22 protein-coding genes are annotated in these 23586 nt (G+C 62.6%); 7 read left to right on the top strand and 15 right to left on the bottom strand.

From position 1 onward, the window contains the following. From ACG873_RS29415 to ACG873_RS29400, 4 genes are all read right to left on the bottom strand, one after another. The gene (locus ACG873_RS29415) at positions 1 to 909 is read right to left on the bottom strand and encodes an ABC transporter permease subunit (RefSeq protein ID WP_394889362.1); all 909 of its coding nucleotides are present in this window, start codon (positions 907 to 909) and stop codon (positions 1 to 3) included. Positions 910 to 922: 13 nt separating this feature from the next. Further along, positions 923 to 1927 carry an ABC transporter permease subunit gene (locus ACG873_RS29410; protein ID WP_008840656.1) on the bottom strand — a complete coding sequence of 335 codons (1005 nt, stop codon included), beginning with the start codon at positions 1925 to 1927 and terminating at the stop codon, positions 923 to 925. Between the two features lie 106 nt (positions 1928 to 2033). Next, complete coding sequence (locus tag ACG873_RS29405) at positions 2034 to 3596, bottom strand: ABC transporter substrate-binding protein (protein WP_394889361.1); 1563 nt, start codon at positions 3594 to 3596, stop codon at positions 2034 to 2036. 351 nt (positions 3597 to 3947) lie between these two features. Beyond that, on the bottom strand, positions 3948 to 4616 hold the full coding sequence (locus tag ACG873_RS29400; protein ID WP_394889359.1) for a hypothetical protein: 669 nt from the start codon (positions 4614 to 4616) through the stop codon (positions 3948 to 3950). Between ACG873_RS29400 and ACG873_RS29395 the strand changes: the two genes are divergently transcribed. Together ACG873_RS29395 and ACG873_RS29390 are read left to right on the top strand one after the other, a co-directional pair. Beyond that, on the top strand, positions 4576 to 6348 hold the full coding sequence (locus ACG873_RS29395; RefSeq protein WP_394889358.1) for a long-chain fatty acid--CoA ligase: 1773 nt from the start codon (positions 4576 to 4578) through the stop codon (positions 6346 to 6348). The genes ACG873_RS29400 and ACG873_RS29395 overlap by 41 nt on opposite strands. A 110-nt stretch (positions 6349 to 6458) precedes the next feature. Beyond that, a complete protein-coding gene (locus ACG873_RS29390) occupies positions 6459 to 6677 on the top strand; it encodes a DUF6500 family protein (RefSeq protein WP_394889357.1) in 219 nt (72 codons plus the stop codon). 197 nt (positions 6678 to 6874) lie between these two features. Here ACG873_RS29390 and ACG873_RS29385 read toward each other — a convergent pair whose 3' ends face one another. From ACG873_RS29385 to ACG873_RS29375, 3 genes are all read right to left on the bottom strand, one after another. After that, positions 6875 to 7876, bottom strand: a complete 1002-nt coding sequence (locus tag ACG873_RS29385) for an NADP-dependent oxidoreductase (protein ID WP_394889356.1) — start codon at positions 7874 to 7876, stop codon at positions 6875 to 6877. A gap of 12 nt (positions 7877 to 7888) precedes the next feature. Beyond that, on the bottom strand, positions 7889 to 8824 hold the full coding sequence (locus ACG873_RS29380; protein WP_394889354.1) for an alpha/beta fold hydrolase: 936 nt from the start codon (positions 8822 to 8824) through the stop codon (positions 7889 to 7891). Positions 8825 to 8906: 82 nt separating this feature from the next. Then, positions 8907 to 9722, bottom strand: a complete 816-nt coding sequence (locus tag ACG873_RS29375; RefSeq protein WP_394889353.1) for an oxidoreductase — start codon at positions 9720 to 9722, stop codon at positions 8907 to 8909. 103 nt (positions 9723 to 9825) lie between these two features. Here ACG873_RS29375 and ACG873_RS29370 point away from each other — a divergent pair, with 103 nt between their 5' ends. Further along, positions 9826 to 10410 (top strand): TetR/AcrR family transcriptional regulator, encoded by a 585-nt coding sequence (locus ACG873_RS29370; RefSeq protein WP_394889351.1) that lies wholly within the window; start codon positions 9826 to 9828, stop codon positions 10408 to 10410. Between the two features lie 834 nt (positions 10411 to 11244). Here the strand turns inward: ACG873_RS29370 and ACG873_RS29365 are convergent. From ACG873_RS29365 to ACG873_RS29345, 5 genes are read right to left on the bottom strand one after another with little or no spacing between them, the layout of a single operon-like run. Beyond that, positions 11245 to 11727, bottom strand: coding sequence for an SRPBCC family protein (locus tag ACG873_RS29365; RefSeq protein ID WP_394889350.1), 483 nt, complete (start codon positions 11725 to 11727; stop codon positions 11245 to 11247). Between the two features lie 51 nt (positions 11728 to 11778). Next, positions 11779 to 12405 (bottom strand): glutathione S-transferase family protein, encoded by a 627-nt coding sequence (locus ACG873_RS29360; protein ID WP_394889349.1) that lies wholly within the window; start codon positions 12403 to 12405, stop codon positions 11779 to 11781. Positions 12406 to 12420: 15 nt separating this feature from the next. Then, positions 12421 to 12891 (bottom strand): SRPBCC family protein, encoded by a 471-nt coding sequence (locus ACG873_RS29355; protein WP_394889348.1) that lies wholly within the window; start codon positions 12889 to 12891, stop codon positions 12421 to 12423. Between the two features lie 11 nt (positions 12892 to 12902). Next, the gene (locus ACG873_RS29350; protein ID WP_394889347.1) at positions 12903 to 13244 is read right to left on the bottom strand and encodes an ArsR/SmtB family transcription factor; all 342 of its coding nucleotides are present in this window, start codon (positions 13242 to 13244) and stop codon (positions 12903 to 12905) included. A 13-nt stretch (positions 13245 to 13257) separates the two neighbouring features. Then, on the bottom strand, positions 13258 to 13917 hold the full coding sequence (locus ACG873_RS29345) for a glutathione S-transferase family protein (RefSeq protein ID WP_394889346.1): 660 nt from the start codon (positions 13915 to 13917) through the stop codon (positions 13258 to 13260). Positions 13918 to 14114: 197 nt separating this feature from the next. On the opposite strand from ACG873_RS29345, the gene ACG873_RS29340 reads away from it, so the two are divergent. Further along, positions 14115 to 14651: a winged helix-turn-helix transcriptional regulator gene (locus ACG873_RS29340; protein ID WP_394889345.1), complete on the top strand. Its 537-nt coding sequence runs from the start codon at positions 14115 to 14117 to the stop codon at positions 14649 to 14651. A gap of 14 nt (positions 14652 to 14665) precedes the next feature. Here ACG873_RS29340 and ACG873_RS29335 read toward each other — a convergent pair whose 3' ends face one another. Together ACG873_RS29335 and ACG873_RS29330 are read right to left on the bottom strand one after the other, a co-directional pair. After that, positions 14666 to 16267 (bottom strand): trimethylamine methyltransferase family protein, encoded by a 1602-nt coding sequence (locus ACG873_RS29335; protein WP_394889344.1) that lies wholly within the window; start codon positions 16265 to 16267, stop codon positions 14666 to 14668. Positions 16268 to 16443: 176 nt separating this feature from the next. Next, positions 16444 to 17937, bottom strand: coding sequence for a PLP-dependent aminotransferase family protein (locus tag ACG873_RS29330; RefSeq protein ID WP_394889343.1), 1494 nt, complete (start codon positions 17935 to 17937; stop codon positions 16444 to 16446). A 325-nt stretch (positions 17938 to 18262) separates the two neighbouring features. Between ACG873_RS29330 and pgi the strand changes: the two genes are divergently transcribed. The 3 genes from pgi (at position 18263) to ACG873_RS29315 (ending at position 21690) form a co-directional block, all read left to right on the top strand. Beyond that, positions 18263 to 19837: a glucose-6-phosphate isomerase gene (gene pgi, locus ACG873_RS29325; RefSeq protein WP_394893764.1), complete on the top strand. Its 1575-nt coding sequence runs from the start codon at positions 18263 to 18265 to the stop codon at positions 19835 to 19837. A gap of 6 nt (positions 19838 to 19843) precedes the next feature. Then, on the top strand, positions 19844 to 20560 hold the full coding sequence (locus ACG873_RS29320) for an HAD family hydrolase (RefSeq protein WP_394889341.1): 717 nt from the start codon (positions 19844 to 19846) through the stop codon (positions 20558 to 20560). A gap of 767 nt (positions 20561 to 21327) precedes the next feature. Continuing rightward, positions 21328 to 21690 carry an endonuclease domain-containing protein gene (locus ACG873_RS29315; protein ID WP_394889340.1) on the top strand — a complete coding sequence of 121 codons (363 nt, stop codon included), beginning with the start codon at positions 21328 to 21330 and terminating at the stop codon, positions 21688 to 21690. A gap of 81 nt (positions 21691 to 21771) precedes the next feature. On the opposite strand, the gene ACG873_RS29310 is transcribed toward ACG873_RS29315, so the two are convergent. Continuing rightward, on the bottom strand, positions 21772 to 23574 hold the full coding sequence (locus ACG873_RS29310) for an IlvD/Edd family dehydratase (RefSeq protein WP_394889339.1): 1803 nt from the start codon (positions 23572 to 23574) through the stop codon (positions 21772 to 21774). Between the last annotated feature and the right edge of the window lie 12 nt (positions 23575 to 23586).

Raw genomic sequence — 23586 nt, 5'->3', positions numbered from 1 at the left:
TCACGACCTCTTCAGTTTCGGATCGAGCGCGTCGCGCAGGCCATCGCCCATCAGGTTGATCGCCAGCACGGTGATCAGGATCGCAAGGCCCGGGAAGGTGACGACCCACCATGCGCGCAGGATGAACTCACGCGCTTCGGCAAGCATCGTGCCCCATTCAGGCGTCGGCGGCTGTGCGCCCATGCCGAGGAAGCCGAGGGCGGCCGCGTCGAGGATAGCGTTGGAGAACGATAGCGTCGCCTGCACGATCAGCGGCGCCATGCAGTTGGGCAGGATGGTCCTGAACATCAGGCGCAGCGGGCCGGCGCCGGCCACCCTTGCCGCGGTGACGTATTCACGGCCCTTTTCCGACATCACGGCCGCACGCGTCAGGCGCACGAAATGCGGCTGCAGCACCAGCGCGATGGCGATCATGGCGTTGGTCAGCCCGGGCCCGAGCACGGCCACCAGCACCAGCGCGAGCAGCAGCGACGGAAACGCCAGGATGATGTCCATGATGCGCATGATCACGGTGTCGATCCAGCCGCCGAAATAGCCGGCGACGACTCCGATTATGATGCCGCCCACCAGCGCGATGGTTGTGACGAAGACGCCGATGAAAAGCGAATAGCGCGCGCCGAACAGCAGCCGCGAAAGCATGTCGCGGCCGACCGCGTCGGTGCCGAGCGGAAAGGCGGCGCGGCCGCCTTCCTGCCAGAATGGCGGTAACAGCGTCGCGTCGCGATACTGCGCATAGGGCAGATGCGGCGCGATGAGCGGCGCCAGAAGCGCGATGACGACCAGGGCTACGAAGATCCACAGTCCGATCACGGCGCCGCGGTTTTCGGAGAAATAGTACCAGAATTCCGCGAGCCGGGCGCGGCGGGATGGGTCGAGCGAGATGTTCTCGATGGCCGTTGTGTCTGCCATGGTCCGCTCCTCCTCAGTGCCGGATGCGCGGGTTGATCAGGCCGTAGAGCAGATCAACGATGAGATTGACGATCATGATGATGCCCGCGATCATCAGCAGGCCCGCCTGGATGACCGGATAGTCGCGCCGGAACACCGAATCCACCATCCATTTGCCGATACCCGGCCAGGAGAAGATGGTTTCCGTCAGGATCGCGCCGGCAAGCAGCACGCCGACCTGCAGGCCGATCGTGGTGATGACCGGGATCATTGCGTTGCGCAGCGCATGCACGCCGATGACGCGGAACGGCGGCAGTCCCTTGGCGCGGGCCGTGCGCACATAATCCTCACCGAGAACTTCGAGCATCGCTGAACGGGTCTGGCGGGCGATGACGGCGAGCGGAATGGTAGCGAGCACGATTGTCGGCAGGATCAGGTGGCTGAGCGCCGACTTGAATGCGCCTTCCTGTCCGGAAAGCAGCGAGTCTATCAGCATGAAGCCGGTGACCGACGGAAAATAATAGAGCAGCGAGATACGGCCGGACACCGGCGTCCACTGCAATATGCCGGAAAACAAAATGATCAGCAGCAGGCCCCACCAGAAGATAGGCATGGAATAGCCGACAAGTGCGGTCCCCATGATGCTCTGGTCGAAGAAAGTCCCGCGCTTGAGAGCAGCGAATATGCCCGCCGGAATGCCGAGCACGACGGCCACGATGATGGCGCAGATGGAGAGTTCCAGCGTCGCCGGAAACAGCGTCAGGAATTGCTCGAGCACCGGCTGCTTGGTGACGATCGAGGTGCCCATGTCGCCGGTCAGCACGCCCCACAAATAGTCGAGATACTGGATGACGATAGGCCGGTCGTAGCCGAGTTCGTGCGTGATCTGGGCATGGCGCTCGGGCGACATCACCCGCTCGCCCGACAGCAGCGCCACCGGATCGCCGGGCAGCAACCTGATGAAGGAAAATGCGATGATGGAGACCCCGATGAATGTCGGGATCAGGACGGCGAGCCGCCCCAGAAGAAACCGGAGCATATCAGACCTTCGGTGGGTTTTCCGAGACCACGGGGAAGATAGCACAAAATGTGCTTGGGGGCGCTTGCATGACAAGCGCCCCCAATTCCGGGTCTTCTAGTTGGTGTTACTCGGCGAGGTCAACACCGTCGAAGGCGAAATCGCCAAGCGGGCTCTGTACAAAGCCCTGAACTTCCTTGCGCATCGGCACGACCGACAGCGAATGGTCCAGCGTCGCCCACGGAGCTTCGCGCTTGAAGACGACCTGCGCCTCTTCGTAAAGCTTGGTGCGCTCGGCCTGGTCCGTCGTGGTCTTGGCCTGGTTCACCAATTTGTCGAACTCCTCGTTGCACCACTGGGCGCGGTTGTTGCCGCCGACGGCAGCACAGCCGAGCAGCGTGTGCAGGAAGTTGTCCGGATCGCCGTTGTCGCCGGTCCAGCCGAGGATCACCGCCCCGTCGCGGTCCTTGGCCTTGGAGCGCTCGAGATATTCGGCCCATTCATAGGAGACGATCTCGACCTTGACGCCGACCTTTGCGAAATCCGACTGGATGAGCTCGGCGGCGCGGCGTGCGTTCAGCATGTAGGGACGGGCGACGGGCATCGCCCAGACCTTCATCGACAGATCCTTGACGCCGGCATCCTCGAGCATCTTCTTGGCCGCTTCCGGATCGTATTTGTCGTCCTCGACCGCGTCGTTGTACGACCACATCGTTGGCGGGATCGGGTTCTTGGCCGGCGTCGCCTGCCCCTGGAAGACGGAATCGACGATCGCCTGCTTGTTGATCGCCATATTCAGCGCCTTGCGGACCTCCGGCTTGTCGAACGGGGCCTGCGTGGAGTTGTAGGCGAGGTAGGCGACGTTCAGGCCTTCCTGCTCCATCACCTTAAGCGCCGGGTCGGCCTTCATGGCTTCGACGTCGGCCGCGTTCGGGTAGGGCATCAGGTGGCATTCGCCGGCCTTCAGCTTCTGGTAGCGCACGGCAGCGTCGGTGGTGATGGCAAACACCAGATCGTCGATCTTCTGCTTGCCGTTCCAGTAGTCCGGATGGGCCTTGTAGCGGATCGCCGCATCCTGCTGGTAGGCGACGAAGGCGAACGGGCCGGTGCCGAGCGGCATCTGGTTCAACTGGTTCATCTTGCCGTCGGCTTCGAGCTTGTCGGCATATTCCTTCGACATGATGGAGGCGAAGGGCATTGCCACATTGGCGAGGAACGGCGCCTCCTTCTGCTTCAGCGTGAACTTCACCGTCATGTCGTCGACCTTCTCGATCGAGGCGATCAGGTCGGGAAAGCCCATGCCGCTGAAATATTCCCAGGCAGTGCCGGGGACGTATTTGTTCCACGGATGGTCCGCCTTGAGCTGGCGCTCATAGGAGAACACCACGTCGTCGGCGTTCAAATCACGGGTCGGCGTGAAGAATTCGGTGGTCTGGAACTTGACGCCCGGACGCAGCTTGAAGGTGTATTGCAGGCCGTCGTCGGAAATCTCCCAGCTTTCCGCCAGGCCGGGAACGGCTTCGGTCGTCCCGGGCTTGAATTCGAGCAGTCGATTGTAAACGGTATGCGCAGCAGCGTCGAAAGTGGTGCCGGCCGTGTAGAGCCCGGGATCGAAGCCTTCCGGCGATCCTTCCGAGCAATAGACGAACGTCTTTGCGCTCGCCGCGCCGCTCAGCACGGTCGCAGCCATAAGCGCGGCCGCGAAGATCAGTTTTCTTTTTCATGATTACTCCCCTGAGATTGTTCCAAGCCCTTTTCAGGCGGGCTCGTGAGGGCGCATATAAGCACCGTTTATCGGGCTTTGGAACTCCCCGTTTGCATTCCGCTTGGTAACGAGATTTTTTTGCCTCCGGATAGTGAATTTCCGGATTTTCTTTCTGGTTGGTCCTTTGCAGACTGGTTGGAGACGCCAAGGCTTTGCGCAGGCGCTTATTTTCGCTGGGGCGACAGCGATACTTGGCTGCGGCTGTTCAGACGCCGCTCCACAAGAAAAATCATCCCGAAGCTGACGCAGAGGCAAGGCTTGCGCGCCGCCGCATTGTCACAATACATAGTCGGCACAATCGCTTTTGGCTCGATTTGGCGGCATTCGCCCGGCGGGCAAAACAGCTGCGAGGGGGCGGCTGCAGACGATAAAATCCGGCGACGGAAACACGAGGGAGGCACAATTGGCTAAGACAACGAACAAGACGGCAGCGCCGAAAGCGAAACCGGCAGAGGCGTCATCCAGCCCGGCAACGCCAACAAAGACCGGCACGACAAAGCCAGCCAAGGCGGCTCCTGCCGAGCAGGCAAAAGCAACTGCCAAACCGGCTGTCGCCGGAGCGAAAAGCGCAACCGCAAAACCAGCGGCAGCCAAGGCCTCGAAGCCCGCCGCATCGAAGCCGGCAACGAAGTCGACCGCCAAGAATGTAGCCAAGCCGGCAGCAAAATCTGCAACAGCCAAGCCGTCGAAGTCCGCGGCTGCGAAATCAACCACGAAGCCTGCCGCATCCAAGCAGCCGGCTGCCAAGGCCGCTGCATCCAAGCCGGCTGTAAAGGCTGCGCCCGCGAAACCCGCCGCCGCGGCAAAAGCTGCGCCCGCGAAATCAGCGGCGAAGACCGCCGCGGTAAAATCTGCGCCCGCCAAAACCGCTGGTAAGTCGGCTGCCGCAAAGCCTGCGCCCGCAATGCCGAAGGCGACGTCGGCCCTGCCTACCGGCGCCAGCAAGCCGTGGCTCAAAAGCTACCCGAAGGACATTCCGGCCGAGATCGCGCCGCTCGCCGTCGCCTCGATCGGCGATCTCGCCACCGAAGCCGCAAGGAAATACGCCGGCCGGCCGGCCTTCACCTGCATGGGCAAGACCATCACCTATGCCGATCTGGAGGGCCTGTCGAACCAGTTCGGCGCGTGGCTGCAGTCGAAGGGCCTCGCCAAGGGCGCGCGCGTCGCCATCATGATGCCGAACGTGCTGCAATATCCGGTGGCGATGATCGGCATCCTTCGCGCCGGCTACACGGTGGTCAACATCAACCCGCTCTACACACCGCGCGAGCTCGAGCATCAGCTCAAGGATTCGGGCGCCGAGGCGATCGTCATCCTGGAGAACTTCGCCACCACGCTGCAGGCGGTGATCGCCAAGACCAAGGTCAAGCATGTGGTGGTCGCGACGATGGGCGACCTGCTCGGCGGGCTGAAAGGCATGATCGTCAATCTGGTCGTGCGCCGGGTGAAGAAGATGGTGCCGGCCTGGTCGCTGCCCGGCCACACGCCGTTCAACACCGCGCTGAAAGCGGGCGCCGCCATGACCTTCAAGCCCGCCAAGGTCGAGGCGAGCGACATCGCCTTCCTGCAATACACGGGCGGCACGACCGGCGTCTCCAAGGGCGCGACCCTCACCCACGGCAATGTCCTCGCCAATGTCGCGCAGATGGCCTTGTGGGTGGAGGACGCCTACACGGTGAAGCCGCGGCCGGCCAATCTCAACTATGTTTGCGCGCTGCCGCTCTACCATATCTTCGCGCTCACCGTGAACGCGCTGATGGGCATCCAGCAAGGTGGCCACAACCTCCTCATCCCCAACCCGCGCGACATTCCGGCCTTCGTCAAGGAACTGCAGAAGAAGCCCTTCCACATCTTCCCCGGCCTGAACACGCTGTTCAACGCGCTCTTGAACAACGAGGATTTCCGCAAGCTCGACTTCAAGCCGCTGATCCTGACGCTGGGCGGCGGCATGGCGGTGCAGAAGTCAGTCGCCGAGCGATGGCAGAAGCTCACCGGCTGCAACATCACTGAAGGCTACGGCCTTTCGGAAACCTCGCCGGTGGCGACCGCCAACAAGGTCAGCAGCATCCAGTTCACCGGCACGATCGGCCTGCCGCTGCCCTCGACCGAGATCGCCATACGCGACGATGACGGCAACGACCTGCCGCTCGGCGAGGTCGGCGAGATCTGCATCAAGGGCCCGCAGGTCATGGCCGGATACTGGAATCGTCCGGACGAGACCGCCAAGGTGATGACGCCCGACGGCTTCTTCAAATCCGGCGACATGGGCTTCATGGACGAGAACGGCTATGTGAAAGTTGTCGACCGCAAGAAGGATATGATCCTGGTTTCCGGCTTCAACGTCTATCCGAACGAGCTGGAAGAGGTGGTGGCGGCGCATCCGGGCGTGCTGGAGGTCGCGGCGATCGGCGTGCCAGACGAGCATTCCGGCGAGGTGCCGAAACTGTTCGTCGTCAAGAAGGACGCCGGCCTGACCGAGGAGATCCTGCTCGCCTACTGCAAGCAGAACCTGACCGGCTACAAGCGGCCGAAATTCATCGAGTTCCGCACCGAACTGCCGAAGACGCCGGTGGGCAAGATCCTGCGCAGGGAACTGAGGGGGGTAGAGCGGGACGGGAACGGCGATGCGTGGACCAAGGCTGGACGCCCAGGTCGCCGACCTGGACGACAGGTATGAGTGTGGGACTCTGCCAAGCACAACAAACAGCCCGATTGAGCCCATTACGGTCAATTCCTATAGCGAACAAGACATGCTACCCGACTGCGCTCATACGATAGGAGGCAGCTATGAGACCGGCCCTGAGCGCAAAAGCTATTTCCGTCTGCGATGAGAAAATCGCGAAGAAGGGCGAAGGCGTCGGCCTTTCATTCTATGCGTTTTTCGCGAACAGGAATGATGATCCTGATCTGCTGATGGAAGCCGCAGAATGGTGGATCAAGACTCATGCTCTGAATCACTTCGAGAAGGCCACCAAAGTGCGTGAAATGATCAAATCCGGGCAATGAGCAAGTTCGGCTTTGTACCGCTTTGTACCGCTTTCTGCGCGCTCAAATCGGCGGCGGCAACGTGAACTTTCCACCCGATTGCGAACTAGGGCGCTCCTTGACTGTACAAATTCGAGCCGAAGCGCCGACCGGCTTGGTCGCGCCATGGGCGACATCGAGCGAGGCCGTCTTGCTTTCCTGTAAAGGCAAGGAAATTGCTATCTGACCTTGATGACGACCTTGCCCTTGGCACGTCCTGTTTCGACGTAAGCCAGAGCCTCATTGGTCGCTTCAAATGGAAAGACCCGATCGACAACCGGGCGGATCGCTCCGGATTCCATGAGGGACGTGATTTTGCTCAGCTGATCACCCTGCGCCCACATGAAAAGGAACGAATAGCTGACACCCGTGCGCTTGGCCTTGCTCCGAATACCGCGGCTCAATAGGCGCAGTATCAACCTCAGCACCAGGTTCAGTCGCTTTTCCCGGGCAAATTCAGGATCCGGCGGACCTGAAATGGAGATGAGCTTCCCACCCGGTTTCAGCACCTTCAGGGATTTTTCAAGCGTTCTGGCGTCCTGGCTGTTCAAGACGACATCGTAGCCCGACAGGACTTTCTCGAAGTCATCTTTCCTGTAGTCTACGACGACGTCGGCGCCGAGACCCTTGACCAGATCGGCACTCGCTGCGCTCGCTGTTGTCGCAACGGTCGCGCCGAGCTGCTTTGCCAGTTGGATGGCGAATGTTCCCACGCCGCCGGAGCCAGCCTGAATGAAGACCTTCTGTCCCTTCTTCAGCTTTGCCCTTTCGACGAGCGTCTGCCAGGCAGTCAGACCGACCAGCGGGATCGAGGCCGCCTCTTCCATGCTGAGGTTCTTGGGCTTCAGGGCGACGTCGGCTTCATTGATGGCGATGAATTCGGCGAACGTTCCTATCCGGCCATCGCGCGGCCGCGCGTAGACTTCGTCACCGGGCTTGAATTTGCGGACTTTTGATCCAACCCGGATCACCATCCCGGCCACATCGTGGCCCAGGATGAAGGGGCGGCGATAGGGAAGGATGAGTTTAAATTCGCCTGTTCTGATCTTCGAATCCAGCAGATTCACCCCTGCAGCATGGACCTCGACCAAGACATCGTGGTCCTGAAGCTCCGGTTCCGGCATCTCGGCCAGCCGCAGAATGCCCTTTTTATTATACTTATCGACAACGAATGCCTTCATGGCAGTTACTTTCTAAGAATGTCTGTTGGTGTTTCGGGACGAAACAAGCCGAACGTTTTCAGCTGCATAGCCGCCCTGCGGGAAGGCCTCAGCCTCGAGGAAGGACAGAGCTTTCGGGACGAAATCGGCGAAGTTCTGAAATACCCCGCCATGCCCGGCATCCGGGTAGATAACCAGATGCGCCGCCGGGATACGCCGGGCGAGATCGTAGGTATTGCTGCTCGGCACCATCCTGTCCTGGTCGCCATTCGCAACCAAAGTAGGAACGCGGATGGCGCTCAGATCTTGCGGCGCCTGCAGTCCGTAGGCCTTGATCGCTTTGAGTTGCGCGCGGAACGCGCTCAGCGATATCGCCTTGTCCCGGTTGGTCCGGCGCTCTTTCAGCCGTTCCAAAAATGCCTTCGCGGCACGGCGGCCGTTCGGCGTCCTTGTGAAGAAGAGATAATATTTCGGATCCCGAAAAGTCAGCGCGCCCTTGATCATATCCACGATCGTCAGCGGCGTCACCTTGTCGATGCCTTCCCCACCGGCGGGCCCCGTTCCAGCCAGGATGAGTTTGCGCACAAGCTTAGGCTCGGTCAGCACAATTTCCTGCGCCACGAAGCCGCCGAGCGAGAAGCCGAAGAGGTCGACTTCCTCGAACCCCAGCGCCCGGACAAAGGCGACCGCATCCCGCGCCATCTCGGGAATGGTCGACGGAGTTTTGCCACCCGAAGCACCGATGCCGCGATTGTCGAAGGCAATCACCCGCCGGGTCGCAGCTAGGCCATCGACGATGCGCGGATCAAAATTGTCCAGCTGAGCAGCGAGATGGTTGAGCAGGATCACCGGCACGCCCGTCTTGGGCCCGACGTCCCGGTAGACAAATGCCGTGCCGCCGACATCGACAGAGCGAGTTGGCGCGTCCTGGAACAATGCCCGTGAACGGGGCGACTGATTGAACGTCATGCTTGGCACTCCGTCCTGTAGGGCTTGGCCAATTGTTTTGTGGTTGCTAGTCGCATGTGCGTGAAATCTGCCTCGCTGTTGTTCAGGCCGGCAGGCGGAACTGCTTGCGCAAACTCTTGTCGAACATCTCGGCGGGGGCAAAGCGGCGCAGGAGGCTGACCTGCCGCGCAGCCTTGCCGGCGGTGTAGCGCCGTCGCGGACGGGCATCGGTCGCGGCCTTGACGACCACTTCCGCCACCACTTCGGGCCGATCGGCTTTGGGCATCACATCGCGAAGGAGCGCGCCGACCCCGGCTCGTGCCCGATCGTATTCTTTCAACAGGGAATCCGGCTCAATCCCGTTCTGGTCGAAGACGGTGCGGACGTATGCCGGCTCGATGACGGAAACGCGAATGTTGAAGGCACGCACCTCGTGGTCGAGCGATTCCGAGTAGCCCTCGAGCGCGTGCTTGACCGCCGAATAGTGAGCGGAATACGGCGCGGGCACCAATCCCAGAATCGAGCCGATGTTGATGATGCGCCCTTCGCCGTGCCTTCGCATCGAAGGCAACACGGCATTGGTCATCCGCATGACGCCGAACAGATTGACGTCGAACAGGGCTTGCACCTGCGCGACCGAGGATTCCTCGGCGCCTCCAAGCATGCCGATACCGGCATTGTTGACCAGCAGATCGATCCGGCCGGTCTGCGAGAGCACCGTCGAAACGAGCGCAGCGACGGCCGCGCCGTCGGTTACGTCGCAAACCAGCATAGTCACTCCGTCTGGGTCGTTGCCGACCGCGCGGCGACTTGTCCCGAATACCGTAAACCCTGCCCGCGCCAGTGCCTCGGCGCTGGCTCGGCCGATGCCGGAGGAGGCTCCGGTCACGAGCGCGGTCTTTCCTGAATGCGTCTTCATTTCGTGCTCCAAAATCGTGAGGGCTAGCTTTTTTCCAGTTATTGAATTATGATGATAATATCACATTATGCTCATAATGCAATAGCAGAAAGGAATAGCAGCCATGCGCTACGAAAAGGGCCGAAAGGACGCGTCACGCGGCCGGATCATGGAGGTTGCCGCCGACCGTTTTCGGAGTGACGGCATAGCTGCGTCCGGACTGGCAACCATCATGGGCGACGCCGGACTTACGAACGGGGCGTTCTATCCGCACTTTCACTCAAAGGCGGAGCTTGTGCGTGAAAGCGTGGTGGCAGCTATGGAGCTCCAGTCGCAGCAACTTGCGGAAGCACTGGGCTCCGGTGGACCGGAGATGGCTATAGAGGCGTATCTGTCAGCCGAGCACCGGGACAATCCGGGAAAGGGCTGCGCGTCTGCCGCGCTGCTGCCGGAGCTCGCGCGCCAGCCATCCGAAACGCGCGAAGTCTACACCGACCACTTACTGTCTTTGGTGCGCCAGTTGTCTGCCGCACTTCCCCAGGCCAAGGATCCGGACGGCGTGGCACTGGGTGTCTTTGCGACGCTCATCGGCTCGCTGCAACTGGCCCGCGCAGTGAAAGGGACGGAATTATCGGATCGCATGCTCGCGGCGGGGAAAGCTGCGGCGAGGGCGCTGATCCAGCTGGGTCAGGACGAAGTGGCGACCTGACGTGTAGGGGCGGACTGCCAGCGATAAGTCTGCTTTGGGTCATGGGCGTGAATTCGACGGGCCCAAACGAATTTCCGCAGGGTCAATCCTTCTCGTTCCCGCGGGCTTAGAAAATGGAAGGCTGCGCTGATCAAAGTGCTTTGATACGGCCTCGCTTGAGCTGAACTCATTGCCTTGCGTTCGCCTGCCGCTCGGCATTGATGAAATTGAACCCGCCGCGCCGTGACGTGGTTCGGTAATCTTTCGATGGCTCGGCTTCCGTTCGCAAAATATTCTTGTCCACACCCTTTTTTCCTCCTGCATAATCCGCATCGTCCTTCCTGCCGGGAACGCTCCGGAGTCGTTCGAAAGCGGGGAAGGACCGGCGCTTCCGTTCCATGGCCGACGAAGCCATGGGGCCGGAGAGGCTCCGTCCAAGGGTTCCCCTCGGGACACTACGGTCCCGGCGTGCTGGACGAGCACGGAGGCGGGACCGGTGAAGGCGATGGTGAAGAGCCATCGCCGCGATGGCGCCAAGCCCGCAAGGGCTGAAGCGTCGTCACAGCCGGTCGCGCGCAGCGGAACGGGCGGGGACAGAAATCGCCGGCGGGGCGCGGAAGTCGCGCCACGTATTTTAGTTTCGGAAGGCTCGGCCAAGCGCCCCGCTTCCCGACCTTCGCCGCCCTCACCCCAAGGTGCGAGCGAAGCGAGCCTCGAAGGACAATGGCCAGACCGGCAACGGGGCGTGGCAAAGGAGAGATGTGGACAGTTTACTTTTCCGCGGAAAGGCCGCGGCAGTGAAGGGTTTTGCGTGGGCGGAAAAGAGACTGTCCCTCGTGGCAATGCGCCGACGCCCTATCTCCGATCAGGCGGCGGCGCGTCGCGGCGGAGTTCTTCGGCGAGGTTATCGAGCATGGTGTTCCAGCCCGCTTCATGGTTTTCCGGCAGATCGTGGCCGTCGAGGAACGCGCCCTGTTCGGTGATCACCATTCGGCATCCGGCGCCTGCTGCGAAGAACTCTACGGTCAAAATTCCAGCGAAAAGTCGGTTTTCGCCGTGGGTCATCGAACCGGCGGAGATGATCCGCTCGTCCGGCACGATATCCAGATATTGGGTTTCGTTGACATAGGCCTCCGTGCCTTTCGGGCCGAAACGGCTGACGTCGCCGCCGCCCACCCGAAAGTCGAACCGGTCATAGGCGACATCCCAGTCGCCGCCCGGATTGCCCCAGCGCAGCAGGGCCTCAGGATCGGACCAGGCGGCGAACACCTGGGCCGGCGTGGCGTCGTAAACGCGCTCGATGACGATGGTGGCGTGGTTCACAGAGCGTTCGGTCATGGCTTTTCTCCTCGGATGTTGGCGGCGAAGACGGCGAGGTTGCAGCCCAGGCTACGCGTTCCAGCTCGGCCGCGCCCGGACGCGCTCATGCCAAGGTCCGACATTGGGCAGGCCCTCCGGCACAGGCATGCCGAAGACTTCGCCCAACCAGGAGACCGTCATGCCGGTGATGTCGGCCACGGAAAATTTGTCGCCGGCGATGAAGGGACGGCCATCGGCCATTTCGCGGTCGAGCCATTCCCATTTGTGCGGCAGCAGCTCGCGCTGGGTTTCGGCGAAGGCAGGAAACTGCGTCAGCCGATGCTTGAAGAACTCCAGGGTGTGGAGCGCCACATTGCCGATCGTGCCGAAGATCTCGATCTCCACGCGCCGGTTCCACATCTCGACCTTGCCCTGTTCGACGGCGCTCGCGCCAAACAGCGGCGGGGTTGGATGGAGCGCCTCGAAATAGCGGCAGATGGCGACGCTCTCGGTGATCACCGTGCCGTCGTCGAGTTCGAGCACCGGGATCTGGCCGAGCGAGTTCAGTTTGAGGAATTCCGGAGAGCGGTGCTCCATCTTTTCGAAATCGACCCGGACCATCGGAACCTCGATGCCCTTTTCGGCCAGGAAGATGCGTACCCGGTAGGAGTTCGGGCCGTCGCCCTGGTGGAGTTTCATTCCCGTCAGTTTCTGCATTGTCAGTCCTCCCGTTCAGGCCACTGCCTGCCGGCCGAGCTCGGCCGCAAGCGCTTCGAAAAGTTCACGGCAGCCCGCCTCGCGCTGCGCGGCGTTGTCGTGGCCGTCGAGGAACGCGCCCTGCTCGGTGTAGGTCAGGCGTGTGTCGGCGCCGGCGGGTTCGAACTCGATCGTGGCGAGCGAGGCCGAGATGCGGTTGCCGCCGATGGTCATGGTGTAGGCGCTGACGATGCGACGGTTTTCCACAATATCCAGGTAGACCGTGTCGTTGCGCCCGGCTGGGCCGTCGCCGAAACGGAACACGCTGGTCTCGATACCGCCAGGCCGGAAATCCATCTCGAACTTGTCGATGTGCCAGCCTTCGCCTTCCACGAACCAGCGGCGCTTTGCGACCGGATCGGCGCAGGCGGCGAATACCTTTTCCGGTGCGGCGTCGTAGACGCGTTCGATGACGAAGGTGGCGTGCGTTACGGAACGTTCTGTCATGATTTTCTCTCTCATCTGGTTGGTTTGTCGGATTGCCCGGCGAGGTATTCGCCGAGCCGGTCGAGGCGGCGCTCCCATTGGGTCCGCCGGTCTGTGATCCATTTCTCGGCCTGGCCGAGCGCCTTCGGCTCGATCGTGCAGGTGCGTACTCGCCCCACCTTTTCGGTGCGAACCAGCCCGCTTGCCTCGAGAACCTGCAGGTGCTGAACGACTGCCGAGAGCGACATGTCCAGCGGTTCGGCAAGCTGGCTCACCGATGCCGGCCCTTTGGACAGCCGCTCCACCATCAGCCGCCGGCCGGGATCGGCGAGCGCCTGGAACATCAGGTCAAGCTGGTCGGGCTGATGGAGCATGGCCCTGATTCTCTCAGCTGGCGTTCTGTTCGGGGAACATCTTGAAATAGGGTTTTGCTTCCTCCAGCACCCGGGCAAAGGAGAGCCGCTCTTTCAGCCGGCCCAGATAGCGCGCCACGTGCGGATGGCCGCCGCCGAAAGGCGCAACCTTATTGGCGTAGAACAGCGCCGGCGCGGCCGCGCAATCGGCCATGCCGAAGTTGTCGCCCACGGCCCAGTTCCGCTCCGCCATCTCGCGCTCAATCATGGCGTAGGAGGTCGTAAGCTGAGCGCGCGCAAGTTCGACGCCGTGCGGATCGTTTCTTCCGGCCGGGCGCAGCCTGTCGGTCACGATCTTCTGCATCGGCTCGTGTACGTAGAGGTCATAGAACCGGTCCTTGAGGCGCGTGCGCCAGGCAAGCTCGTGATCCATAGGCAGCAGCGTCGCCTCGCCGGGATGATGCCGCGCCAGATACTCGATGATGATCGTCGATTCCGGAATCGTGAGGCCCTTCGCCTCGTCGCGCAGCACGGGAAACTTGCCGATCGGCCAAAGCTTCAGGAATTGCGCGCGGGCATCCGGATCGCCGAGATCGACCAGGCGCGGCTCGAACGGCGTGCCGGTCTCATAAAGCGCGATCAGCGCCTTCCAGCAGAAGGAGGCGAGAGGGTGGTAGTAAAGTTTGAGAGCCATCGGATGCCTGTTTTCCTGGTTTCGATTTGTCCGCACCAACCCGATAGTAAAGTCATTGCTTAACCATTGAGTCGTGGATGTCAACGGCAAGTTCCGCCTTACGTGTCTGGCAGCGCCGTTAAGCGCTTGTGTTTTGCAAGCAGCTGCACTATATTAAAACTGGTTCGACAATGCAACTGGTTTTTGCGGGTGTGAAAATGGATGCGGATCACCGGTCGGGGTGCCCGATCAATCTCTCGGTCGAAGTGTTCGGCGACAAATGGTCCCTGCTCATCCTTCGCGACATGATTTTTGGCGGAAAAAGGCATTTTCGCGAGATGTTGCGCTCGGAGGAGGCGATCTCGTCCAATATCCTGGCCGACCGCCTGAAAATGCTCGTCGAGCAGGGAATGCTGACCAAGGCTGACGACCCTACCCACAAGCAGAAGGCGATCTACAGCCTGACCGAGATGTCCATCTCGCTGGTGCCGATCATGGCGAATCTCGGCGCCTGGGGCAGCAGATGGCTGCCCGTCAGCGAGGAACTGAGCATCCGCGCGAAATTGTTGGAGGAAGGCGGGCCGGCTATGTGGGAGCAGTTCATGTCGGAACTGCGCGAGGAGCACCTCGGGCAGCCGCCTGCCCCCGAATATGCCGGGGCGACCCCGGTCCGCGCGAAATTGCAGGCCGCCTATGAGGAAGTCGTCAGGCGCAAGGCCCGCGGATCGCAGCCAAAGTCAGAGCACATACAGTGAGATAATCGCCGGTTTCAGCAGCCCATGCCGCTCCGCGGCAATTTGATCATTTCGCCGAACTTGACCCGCAGGCGGTCGTCGATCGCCTTCGGTACATGACGCGGAAAACGTTCGGCGAGGATGCGCTTCTTCTCGGCAATGGCTCTGCTGAGGATGTCGGGCTTGCCCTTCTCGTTCCATTCCTTCGGGGAAAAGCGGTCGCCTATGGCGGGATAGAAATATTCCGTCTGCATCAATCGCAGCGTTTGCTCGTTGCCGAGATAGTGGCCGGGGCCGTTGAGGCAGACTTCGGCGATCGTGTCGATCGACAGCGCCGCGTCCGTCACCTCGATGCCGCGCACACAGCGCTGGCAGTGGCCCAGCATGTCATTGTCGATGATCAGGCTTTCCAGGCAGAAACCGAGCAGCGAGGCATGCATGCCGGCCGATTCATAGACGAGGTTCAGGCCGGAAAGGCCGGCCATGACGTTGGTAATGCCTTTTTCGTAGCCCGACTGGATGTCTGGCAGCTTCGAATCCGCCATGCCGGCTGCCGAACCGCCGGGCAGGTCGTAGAATTGCGCCATCTGCGCGCAGGCGGCGGTCAGCAGCGCCTGCTCCGCCGAACCGCCAGACATCGCGCCGGTGCGCAGGTCGGACACGAACGGCCACGTGCCGAAGATCGCCGGATGGCCGGGTTTCAGCGCGTTGACATAGACCAGGCCCGCCAGCACTTCGGCTACCGCCTGCACCACAGCGCCGGCGATCGCCGCCGGCGCCGTGGCGCCGGCCTGGCCGGCGGAAAGCAGCAGGATCGGGATGCCGCCTTCCACGCAGGCTTCGAGAACGCCGCAGGCATCCTCGGCGAATTTCATCGGCGGCACGACGAAGCAGTTCGAATTGGAAACGAATGGCCGGGCGCGGAAATTCTCCTCGCCGCCTGCGATGGCATAAAGCATTTCCAATGCTGGCGCGACGTTCTCGCGGACAGTGAAGGACGTGCCGACATGTTTCGACGTGCCCATCACGCAGGCGTAGAGCGTGTTGAAATCCATATCGAGCGGGTCGGGAACATCGCGCGGCACCATCGGCCGCTGGAAGAAATGGATGTTGTCCAGCCCATCCACGATGCGCGCTGCGTCGTAAATATCCTGCAGCAGCGATTCGCGGTATTCGCGTTTTTCGACGTCGACGAGATGCACCGCCGCGCCCGCCGTGCCGTAATGCACGCGCTTGCCCTGGATCACCATATCGTGCCGGGGATCCTGTCCGCACAGCGTGAAGTTGCGCGCCGCATTTCGGATCGTCGACATTACGAGTTCGCGCGGAAAGCGCAGGCGGTCTTCGCCGAGTATCACCCCGACCCGGGTGCAGGCTTCGATGCAGCTTGGAATTGCGTTTGCGAAACCCACGGTTTCAAGCAGCGTCAGCACGGCCTCATGGATACGCTCAAGATCATTCTGGCCCAATGGCTTGTACCTGCCGCCCTCCAACCCTGGCCGGATCGGCCGCACGTCGTCGGCCAGAGGAGCCGCCCGCATGGCGCGCCGCGCCTCCCGGCCCCCGGAGCGCCGGGAACGGCTGTCCTGGCCGCCCGTATCCTGGCTGATATCCTGCTTTTCCACGGCGCTCGACATGCCGATGCTCCACATTTGCGAAGCAGGTACGGCTGGTTCAATCCCGCCGATTTGACCGCTTCGGTTCCCCACTTTCGCGAGACTATGCAGCGGCCGTTGCCGGCGTGTATGGGCCACGCCTTCCCGCCGGATATGCCAGCGGAAAGGTGTGGCAGCAGGAGCTTTGCGTTCGGGAATCAGGCCGCGGCGGGACGCCTTCCGGCGGCCGTGGCAAGCTCGCGTATGCCCGGCTCGATATGCTGAAGCGAGATCGACGAGATGCCGAGCCGCATGAAGCGCGACGGCTTGTCGGCCTGGTCGAAGAAGCGGTCGCCCGGCTCGATGATCACGCTGCGTGATGCAGCCGCTTCGGCAAGGCTGCGCGAGTCGGTGCCGCGCGGACCTTCAAGCCAGAGCGACGTGCCGCCGGCTGAATCCGTCGAGCGCCATTCCGGCAGGAACGCCGAAATCGCATGAACCAGCCGCTTGCGGCGTTCGTCGAAGGCAGCCGAAAGCCGCCGCACCAGGGCTTCATGGTGGCCGAGCGACAGGAACAGGGCGACCGCGCGCTGATTGTTGGCGGGCGGATGGCGCAGCATGAAGCGACGCAGCGCCCGCAACTCGGAGATCAGGCCTGCCGAGGCGACGATGTAGCCAAGCCTCAGGCCCGGCGCCAGGGTCTTCGACATCGAGCCGACATAGATGACGCGGCCGGAGCGATCCAGGCTCTTCAGCGCCTGCTGCGGCGCCTCGTCCAGCAATTGGCTGTCGTAGCCGTCCTCGATGATGATCTGGTTATGCCGGCTGGCGCGGGCGAGCATATCCTGCCGCCGTTCCGCCGAGAGCGGCACCATGGTCGGGCAATGATGGCTCGGCGTCACGAAGACGAAGCCGGCATCGGACGGGATCGCCGAAGTGACGATGCCCGACGCATCGACCGGTGTCGGAGCTATATCGGCGCCGGCAAGCCTGAAGATGCTGCGTGCGTCCGGATAGCCCGGATCTTCCATCGCCACTTTGGAACCCTTGCTCATCAACAGGTTGGCGAGCATATAGAGCGCGTTCTGCGCGCCGAGCGTGATGATGATCTCGTCCGGATTGGCGAAGATGCCGCGGCGCGGCAGCAGCCGGGCCTGGATCTGCTCGATCAAAAGCGGATCGTCGCGATCGACCATGTCGGCCGCCCAGTTGCGGATTTCCAGCACCGCCAGCGCCATGCGGTTGCACTCGCGCCATTCCGCGGTCGGAAACAGCGCCGGGTCGAACTGGCCGTAGACAAACGGGTAGGACGACTTGATCCAGTTATCGAGCTTGGCCGGGCGCGGCATATCGCTGGCCGCGATTTTCCGGCGCGCCTTCCAGTCGATCTCGTTGGCGTTGTCCGGCGTCTTCTGGTGCGGCTTGGCGGGAGTGGCCAGCACTTCCGGATTGACGAAATGGCCGCGCCGCTCGCGCGCCACCAGAAAGCCCTGGTCGACCAGCTGCTGGAAGGCCAGCACCACGGTGCCGCGCGCCACGCCCAGCTTTTCGGCGAGAATCCGGCATGATGGCAGCGGCATCGAGGCCGCGATCTGCCGGTCGAGAATGGCGGCGACGATAGCCTGGCGGATTTGCGCCTGCAGGGTTTGGCCCGACTCAGCGGAGATACGGAACAGCCCGGACCAGATCGCGGTGTCGTTTCTCTGTGGCATCGTAGGCTCCTCGTCGGACGGATTCATCAGAATCTGGACCAGTTGATGGTAGCGTTGGGCCAATCGCTTGCGCCAATCAAAATTTCTGATTGCAAGGATTTATGCCAGTGATGCATCGCGCGATGGCTCAGGGCGGGACCGGCCAGTTCAGGGCTTGCTTTCCGGCGCGATTGAATTCGCTTTCGCACTCGCGAACGTTCTCAAACCGAGGCAAGGTCTGGTAGGGTACCGTCCGGACCGGTTCATTCTGGAGAGTGCAGTGAGAGATTTTCTGAAGGCGGAGCTGGCAGCGCTCCGCGACAACCGCGCGGTTGCGCCGAAGAACATGCGCGATGCGTTCGCTTCCGATCCCCAGCGTTTTGCTAAATTTTCTTTGCTCGAGGGCGACCTGCTGCTCGATTGGTCGAAATGCGCCGTCACGCCCGCAACCATGAACCTGCTCGAAAGGCTTGCGGAAGCCGCGGGCCTTGCCGAACGGCGCAAGGCCATGTTTTCGGGCGAGAGGATCAACATCACCGAGGACCGCGCCGTGCTGCACACGGCGCTGCGCGCCGGGCCTGATGCGAAGATCGTGCTCGACGGTGCGGAAATCATGGGCGGCGTGCGCACCGTTCTCGACGCCATGGAGAAGTTTTCGGACGCGGTGCGCTCCGGCGCCGCATCGGGGGCAACCGGCCGCAAGATTACCGATATCGTCAATATCGGCATCGGCGGCTCCGATCTCGGGCCAGCCATGGCGACGCTGGCGCTCGCGCCATATCACGACGGGCCGCGCGCGCATTACGTCTCCAACGTCGACGGCGCGCATATCCACGATACGCTGAAGGGGCTCGACCCGGAGACGACTCTGTTCATCGTCGCTTCCAAGACCTTCACTACCATCGAGACCATGACCAACGCGGCGACAGCGCGTAAATGGATTGAACAGGCGCTGGGCGCCGCCGCCGTGGCAAAACATTTCGCGGCCGTCTCGACCGCGCTGGACAAGGTGGCGAGCTTTGGCATAGCGCCCGACCGCGTCTTCGGCTTCTGGGACTGGGTCGGCGGCCGCTACTCGCTGTGGTCGGCGATCGGCCTGCCGGTTATGATCGCGGTCGGAGCGAAACATTTCCGCGAGTTCCTGGCCGGCGCGCATGAAATGGACCGGCATTTCGCCACCGCGCCGCTGTTGAAGAACATCCCCGTGGTTATGGGCCTGATCGGGTATTGGCACCGGGTCATCTGCGACTATCCGACCCGCGCGGTGATCCCATACGACCAGCGCTTGTCGCGGCTGCCGGCCTATCTGCAGCAGCTCGACATGGAATCGAACGGCAAGCGGGTGACGATCGATGGCGGCGCTGTCACGACGCCGACCGGACCGGTGGTCTGGGGCGAACCCGGCACCAACGGCCAGCATGCGTTTTTCCAACTGCTGCATCAGGGCACGGACATCATTCCCGTCGAGTTTCTGGCCGCGGCTGAGGGCCACGAGCCGGAACTTCGCCATCACCACGATCTGCTTCTGGCGAACTGCCTTGCCCAGTCGGAGGCGCTGATGAAGGGGCGTACGCTGGAGGAAGCGAAAGAGCAGATGCGGGCCAAGGGCATGACGGCGGAGGAGGTCGAGAAGATCGCGCCGCACCGGGTATTTCCCGGCAACCGGCCGTCGGTGACGATCCTCTACAAAAAACTCGACCCGCATACGCTCGGTCGGCTGATCGCGCTCTACGAGCACCGCGTCTTCGTCGAGGCGCAGCTTTTCGGCATCAACGCGTTCGATCAATGGGGCGTCGAACTCGGCAAGGAATTGGCCACTGGCCTGCTGCCTGTCGTGGAGGGTACAGAGGATGCCGCGAGAAGCGACGCCTCGACAGCCGGGCTCGTGCGTCATATCCACCATCTGCGAGGGGCGGAGTAGGTGATCTTGAGCAGCATCAAAGGCATCCTGTTCGACAAGGACGGGACACTCGTCGATTTCCAGGCGACCTGGTTCGCGATCGGCGACCTTTTGGCGTTGCAGGCGGCGGGCGGCGACCGCGGCAAGGCCGACGCGCTGATGGCGGCCGCCGGCTACGATTTCGCAAAAAAGTGCTTCAAGGCCGATTCGGTGTTCGCCGCCGGCACCAATGCCGACATCGTGGCGCTGTGGTATCCGCAAGCCGCTGCCGAGGAACGGCGGAAGATGACCATCGGCTTCGACCGCTTCACGGCGGATGAGGGCGCCAGGCAGTCCGTGCCGCTGCCCGGCAGCCAGGACGCGATCGCCCGACTGCACAGCTCCGGCTTCCGGCTCGGCGTCGCCACGAACGATTCCACCGGCGGCGCGGAAAAGACGCTGCTGGCGCTCGGCGTGGCGCAGATGTTCGACGCAGCCTACGGCTACGACGCGGTCGCCAATCCCAAGCCCGCGCCGGATGCTGTTTACGCCTTCTCCGATTTGACCGGCTTGAAGCCATCGGAGATCGCCATGGTGGGCGACAACCGTCATGATATGGAGATGGCCCGCGCGGGCGGGGTGGGGCTCGCGATCGCCGTGCTTTCCGGCACCGGCACGCGCGAGACGCTGGCGCCGATGGCCGACGTGGTGCTGGATTCGATCGCCGATCTGCCCGGGTTTCTGGCGGCGCGGAATGTTGCTTGAGCCCATCTTCTCCGTCTCATTTCTTCCAACACCCCTCATCCGCCTTCACTTCGTTCAGGCACTTTCTCCCACAAGGGGAGAAGGGAGAGGCGCACCGCATCATCGCCACGCTGCCTTTCGGCCCTGGCCATTTGCGAGCCCTTCGACAGGCTCAGGAGTCGGGAAGATGGGCGGGCAGGAAAGCGCCGCACGAATTCGTAAAAAAGAACAGGCACTCCCATGCCCGCCCGTCCGGTGTCTGTCGCCCCAGTCGACCGGTCACGCGCCCCGCTCCATGTTCTTTCCATGGACAATGACGCGCGGATGATCCGCCTTCCGTTCACGAAGCCTTGACGCTTCGCTCGGAATGCCGGCCCGTCGGACGCCCTCGGAGACGTGGATACCGAACCCACGCCGGGAGGTCACCGCCGTTCTGCCTGATACCCGGTGCGCACCAGGTCCCGTCAGAACGGTGAGGAGATTATGAGGGAGCGACGGAGGGTGTGGATAAACGAAGGCGCGAAGAATCTTCTCGCCGGCTGTTATGCCATTGATCTGAAAGGCAGATTTCTTTGATTTGGCCGGAAAGAGGGTGAATTCTATCCACGTTTGAGGTTCGCAGCGCCCCCCTCCACCGCCTTCGGCGGTCCCCTCCCCCGCTTCGCAGGGAGGATCAACTCTCCGCCTCGGCTTTCCAAAGCAGGAACCGGCGTCTCCGCTGATCCTCACCCGTTTACGGGGGAGGGGACCATGCGAAGCATGGTGGAGGGGGCACGATCGGGGGAGCGATGCGCGCGCCGGTGCTGACGTTCAAGCGGGCCACGAAGTTGCGGCGGGACATGAGCCTGCCCGAGGTGATCCTTTGGGAGCAGTTGCGCCGGGGCGGGTTGGACGGGATGCGCTTCCGGCGCCAGCACCCTGTCGGTCCCTACGTGCTGGATTTCTATTGCGCGGCTTCGCGACTGGCGGTCGAGGTCGATGGGGCCGTGCACGACCTGCTTGGACAGACGCACCACGACATTTGTCGGGACGCGTGGCTGGCGGGCCGGGGCATCAGGACGCTGCGGATCGCCGCGAGCGACGTGCTCGAGGATCAGGCGCTGGAGGGTGTGCTGGTGATGATTGCGGAGGCGGGAAAGTCGGATGGGTAAGTCAGGGCAGGGGCCTGCCCCCTCCACCGCCTTCGGCGGTCCCCCTCCCCCGTAAACGGGGGAGGATCAGCGCTCCTCAGTTCAATGATTATCCCTGGGCACGCCTTTCGTCTGCGCGATGCGCTGGTATGCGACGGCCGGCTCCAGCACCATGCCCTCGGCCATCTGGCCGACCATGCCGCGCTGGATTTCCTGCCACGGCGTCTGGTGGCCTGGGAAATGGTAGCCGCCGTCTCTGGCAAGAGCGGCGCGGCGCGCCGCCAGTTCCTCGCTGCTGATCAGTATGTCGGCTGACCCCTTCTTCAGATCGATACGGACGCGGTCGCCGGTGCGCAGCAGCGCGAGCCCGCCGCCGATCGCCGCCTCGGGCGACGCATTGAGGATGGACGGCGTGCCGGAAGTTCCCGACTGGCGGCCGTCTCCAATGCAGGGCAGCGAATGGATGCCCTTCTTGATGAGGTAGGCGGGCGGCTGCATGTTGACGACCTCGGCGCCGCCGGGATAGCCGACCGGCCCTGCCCCGCGCATGAACAGCACGGTGTGCTCATCTATGTTCTCCGCCGGATCGTCGATGCGGGCGTGGTAGTCCTCCGGCCCGTCGAACACCATCGCCTTGCCCTCGAACGCCTCCGGGTCGCTGGGGTTGGAGAGGTAGCGGTCGCGGAATTCTTTCGAGATGACGCTGGTCTTCATGATCGCGCTGTCGAAGAGATTGCCCTTCAGATTGATGAAGCCGGCATCCTGGCGCAGCGGATCGGCGGCGGTGCGGATGACCTGCTGGTCGAGGTTTTCGACGTCGCGGCAATTGTCGCCGATCGAGGCGCCGTTGGCGGTGAGCGCGGCGGGATGCGGCAGCAGGCCGGCCTTCATCAGTTCCATCACCACGGCCGGCACGCCGCCGGCATGGTGATAGTCCTCACCGAGATATTCGCCGGCCGGCTGCAGATTAACCAGCAGCGGAATCTTGTGGCCGATCGCCTGCCAGTCGTCATTGTCGAGCTTGACACCCAAATGGCGGGCGATGGCGTTCAAATGGATCGGCGCGTTGGTGGAGCCGCCGATCGCCGAATTGACGACGATGGCGTTTTCGAACGCTTCGCGCGTCATGATATCCGACGGCTTCAGATCCTCATGCACCATGTCGACGATGCGTTTTCCGGTCTCGTAGGCGACCTGGCCGCGTTCGCGGTACGGGGCGGGGATGGCGGCGGAGCCGGGAAGCTGCATACCGAGCGCCTCGGCCAGCGAGTTCATCGTCGTGGCGGTGCCCATCGTATTGCAGTAGCCGACCGAGGGGGCCGAGGAAGCGACGATGTCCATGAACTCGTCATAGCCGATCTCGCCGGCCGAGAGGCGCTGGCGCGATTCCCAGACGATCGTGCCGGAGCCGGTGCGCTTGCCCTTGTGCCAGCCATTGAGCATCGGCCCGACGGACAGCGCTATCGCCGGGATGTTGACGGTAGCGGCGGCCATGAGCATGGCCGGCGTGGTCTTGTCGCAGCCGATGGTCAGCACGACGCCGTCGAGCGGATAGCCGTAGAGCACCTCGACCAGCGACAGATAAGCGAGATTGCGGTCGAGCGCCGCGGTCGGGCGCTTGCCGGTTTCCTGAATCGGGTGGCAGGGAAACTCGAACGGGATGCCGCCAGCCGCGACAATGCCTTCGCGGACCCGCTTGGCGAGTTCGAGATGGTGACGGTTGCAGGGCGACAGGTCGGAGCCGGTCTGGGCGATGCCGATCAGCGGCTTGCCGGACTGCAACTCGGCCCGCGTCAGGCCGTAGTTGAGGTAGCGCTCCAGGTAGAGCGCGGTCATTCCCGGATTGTCGGGGTTGTCGAACCACTCCTTCGAGCGGAATTTTTTCTTCGTGGACGGGCCTGCCATGACGTTCTCCGG

The sequence above is a fragment of the Allomesorhizobium aridi genome (assembly GCF_043769475.1).
Taxonomy (GTDB): domain Bacteria; phylum Pseudomonadota; class Alphaproteobacteria; order Rhizobiales; family Rhizobiaceae; genus Allomesorhizobium.
This window is presented reverse-complemented; position numbering and strand designations above follow the sequence as displayed.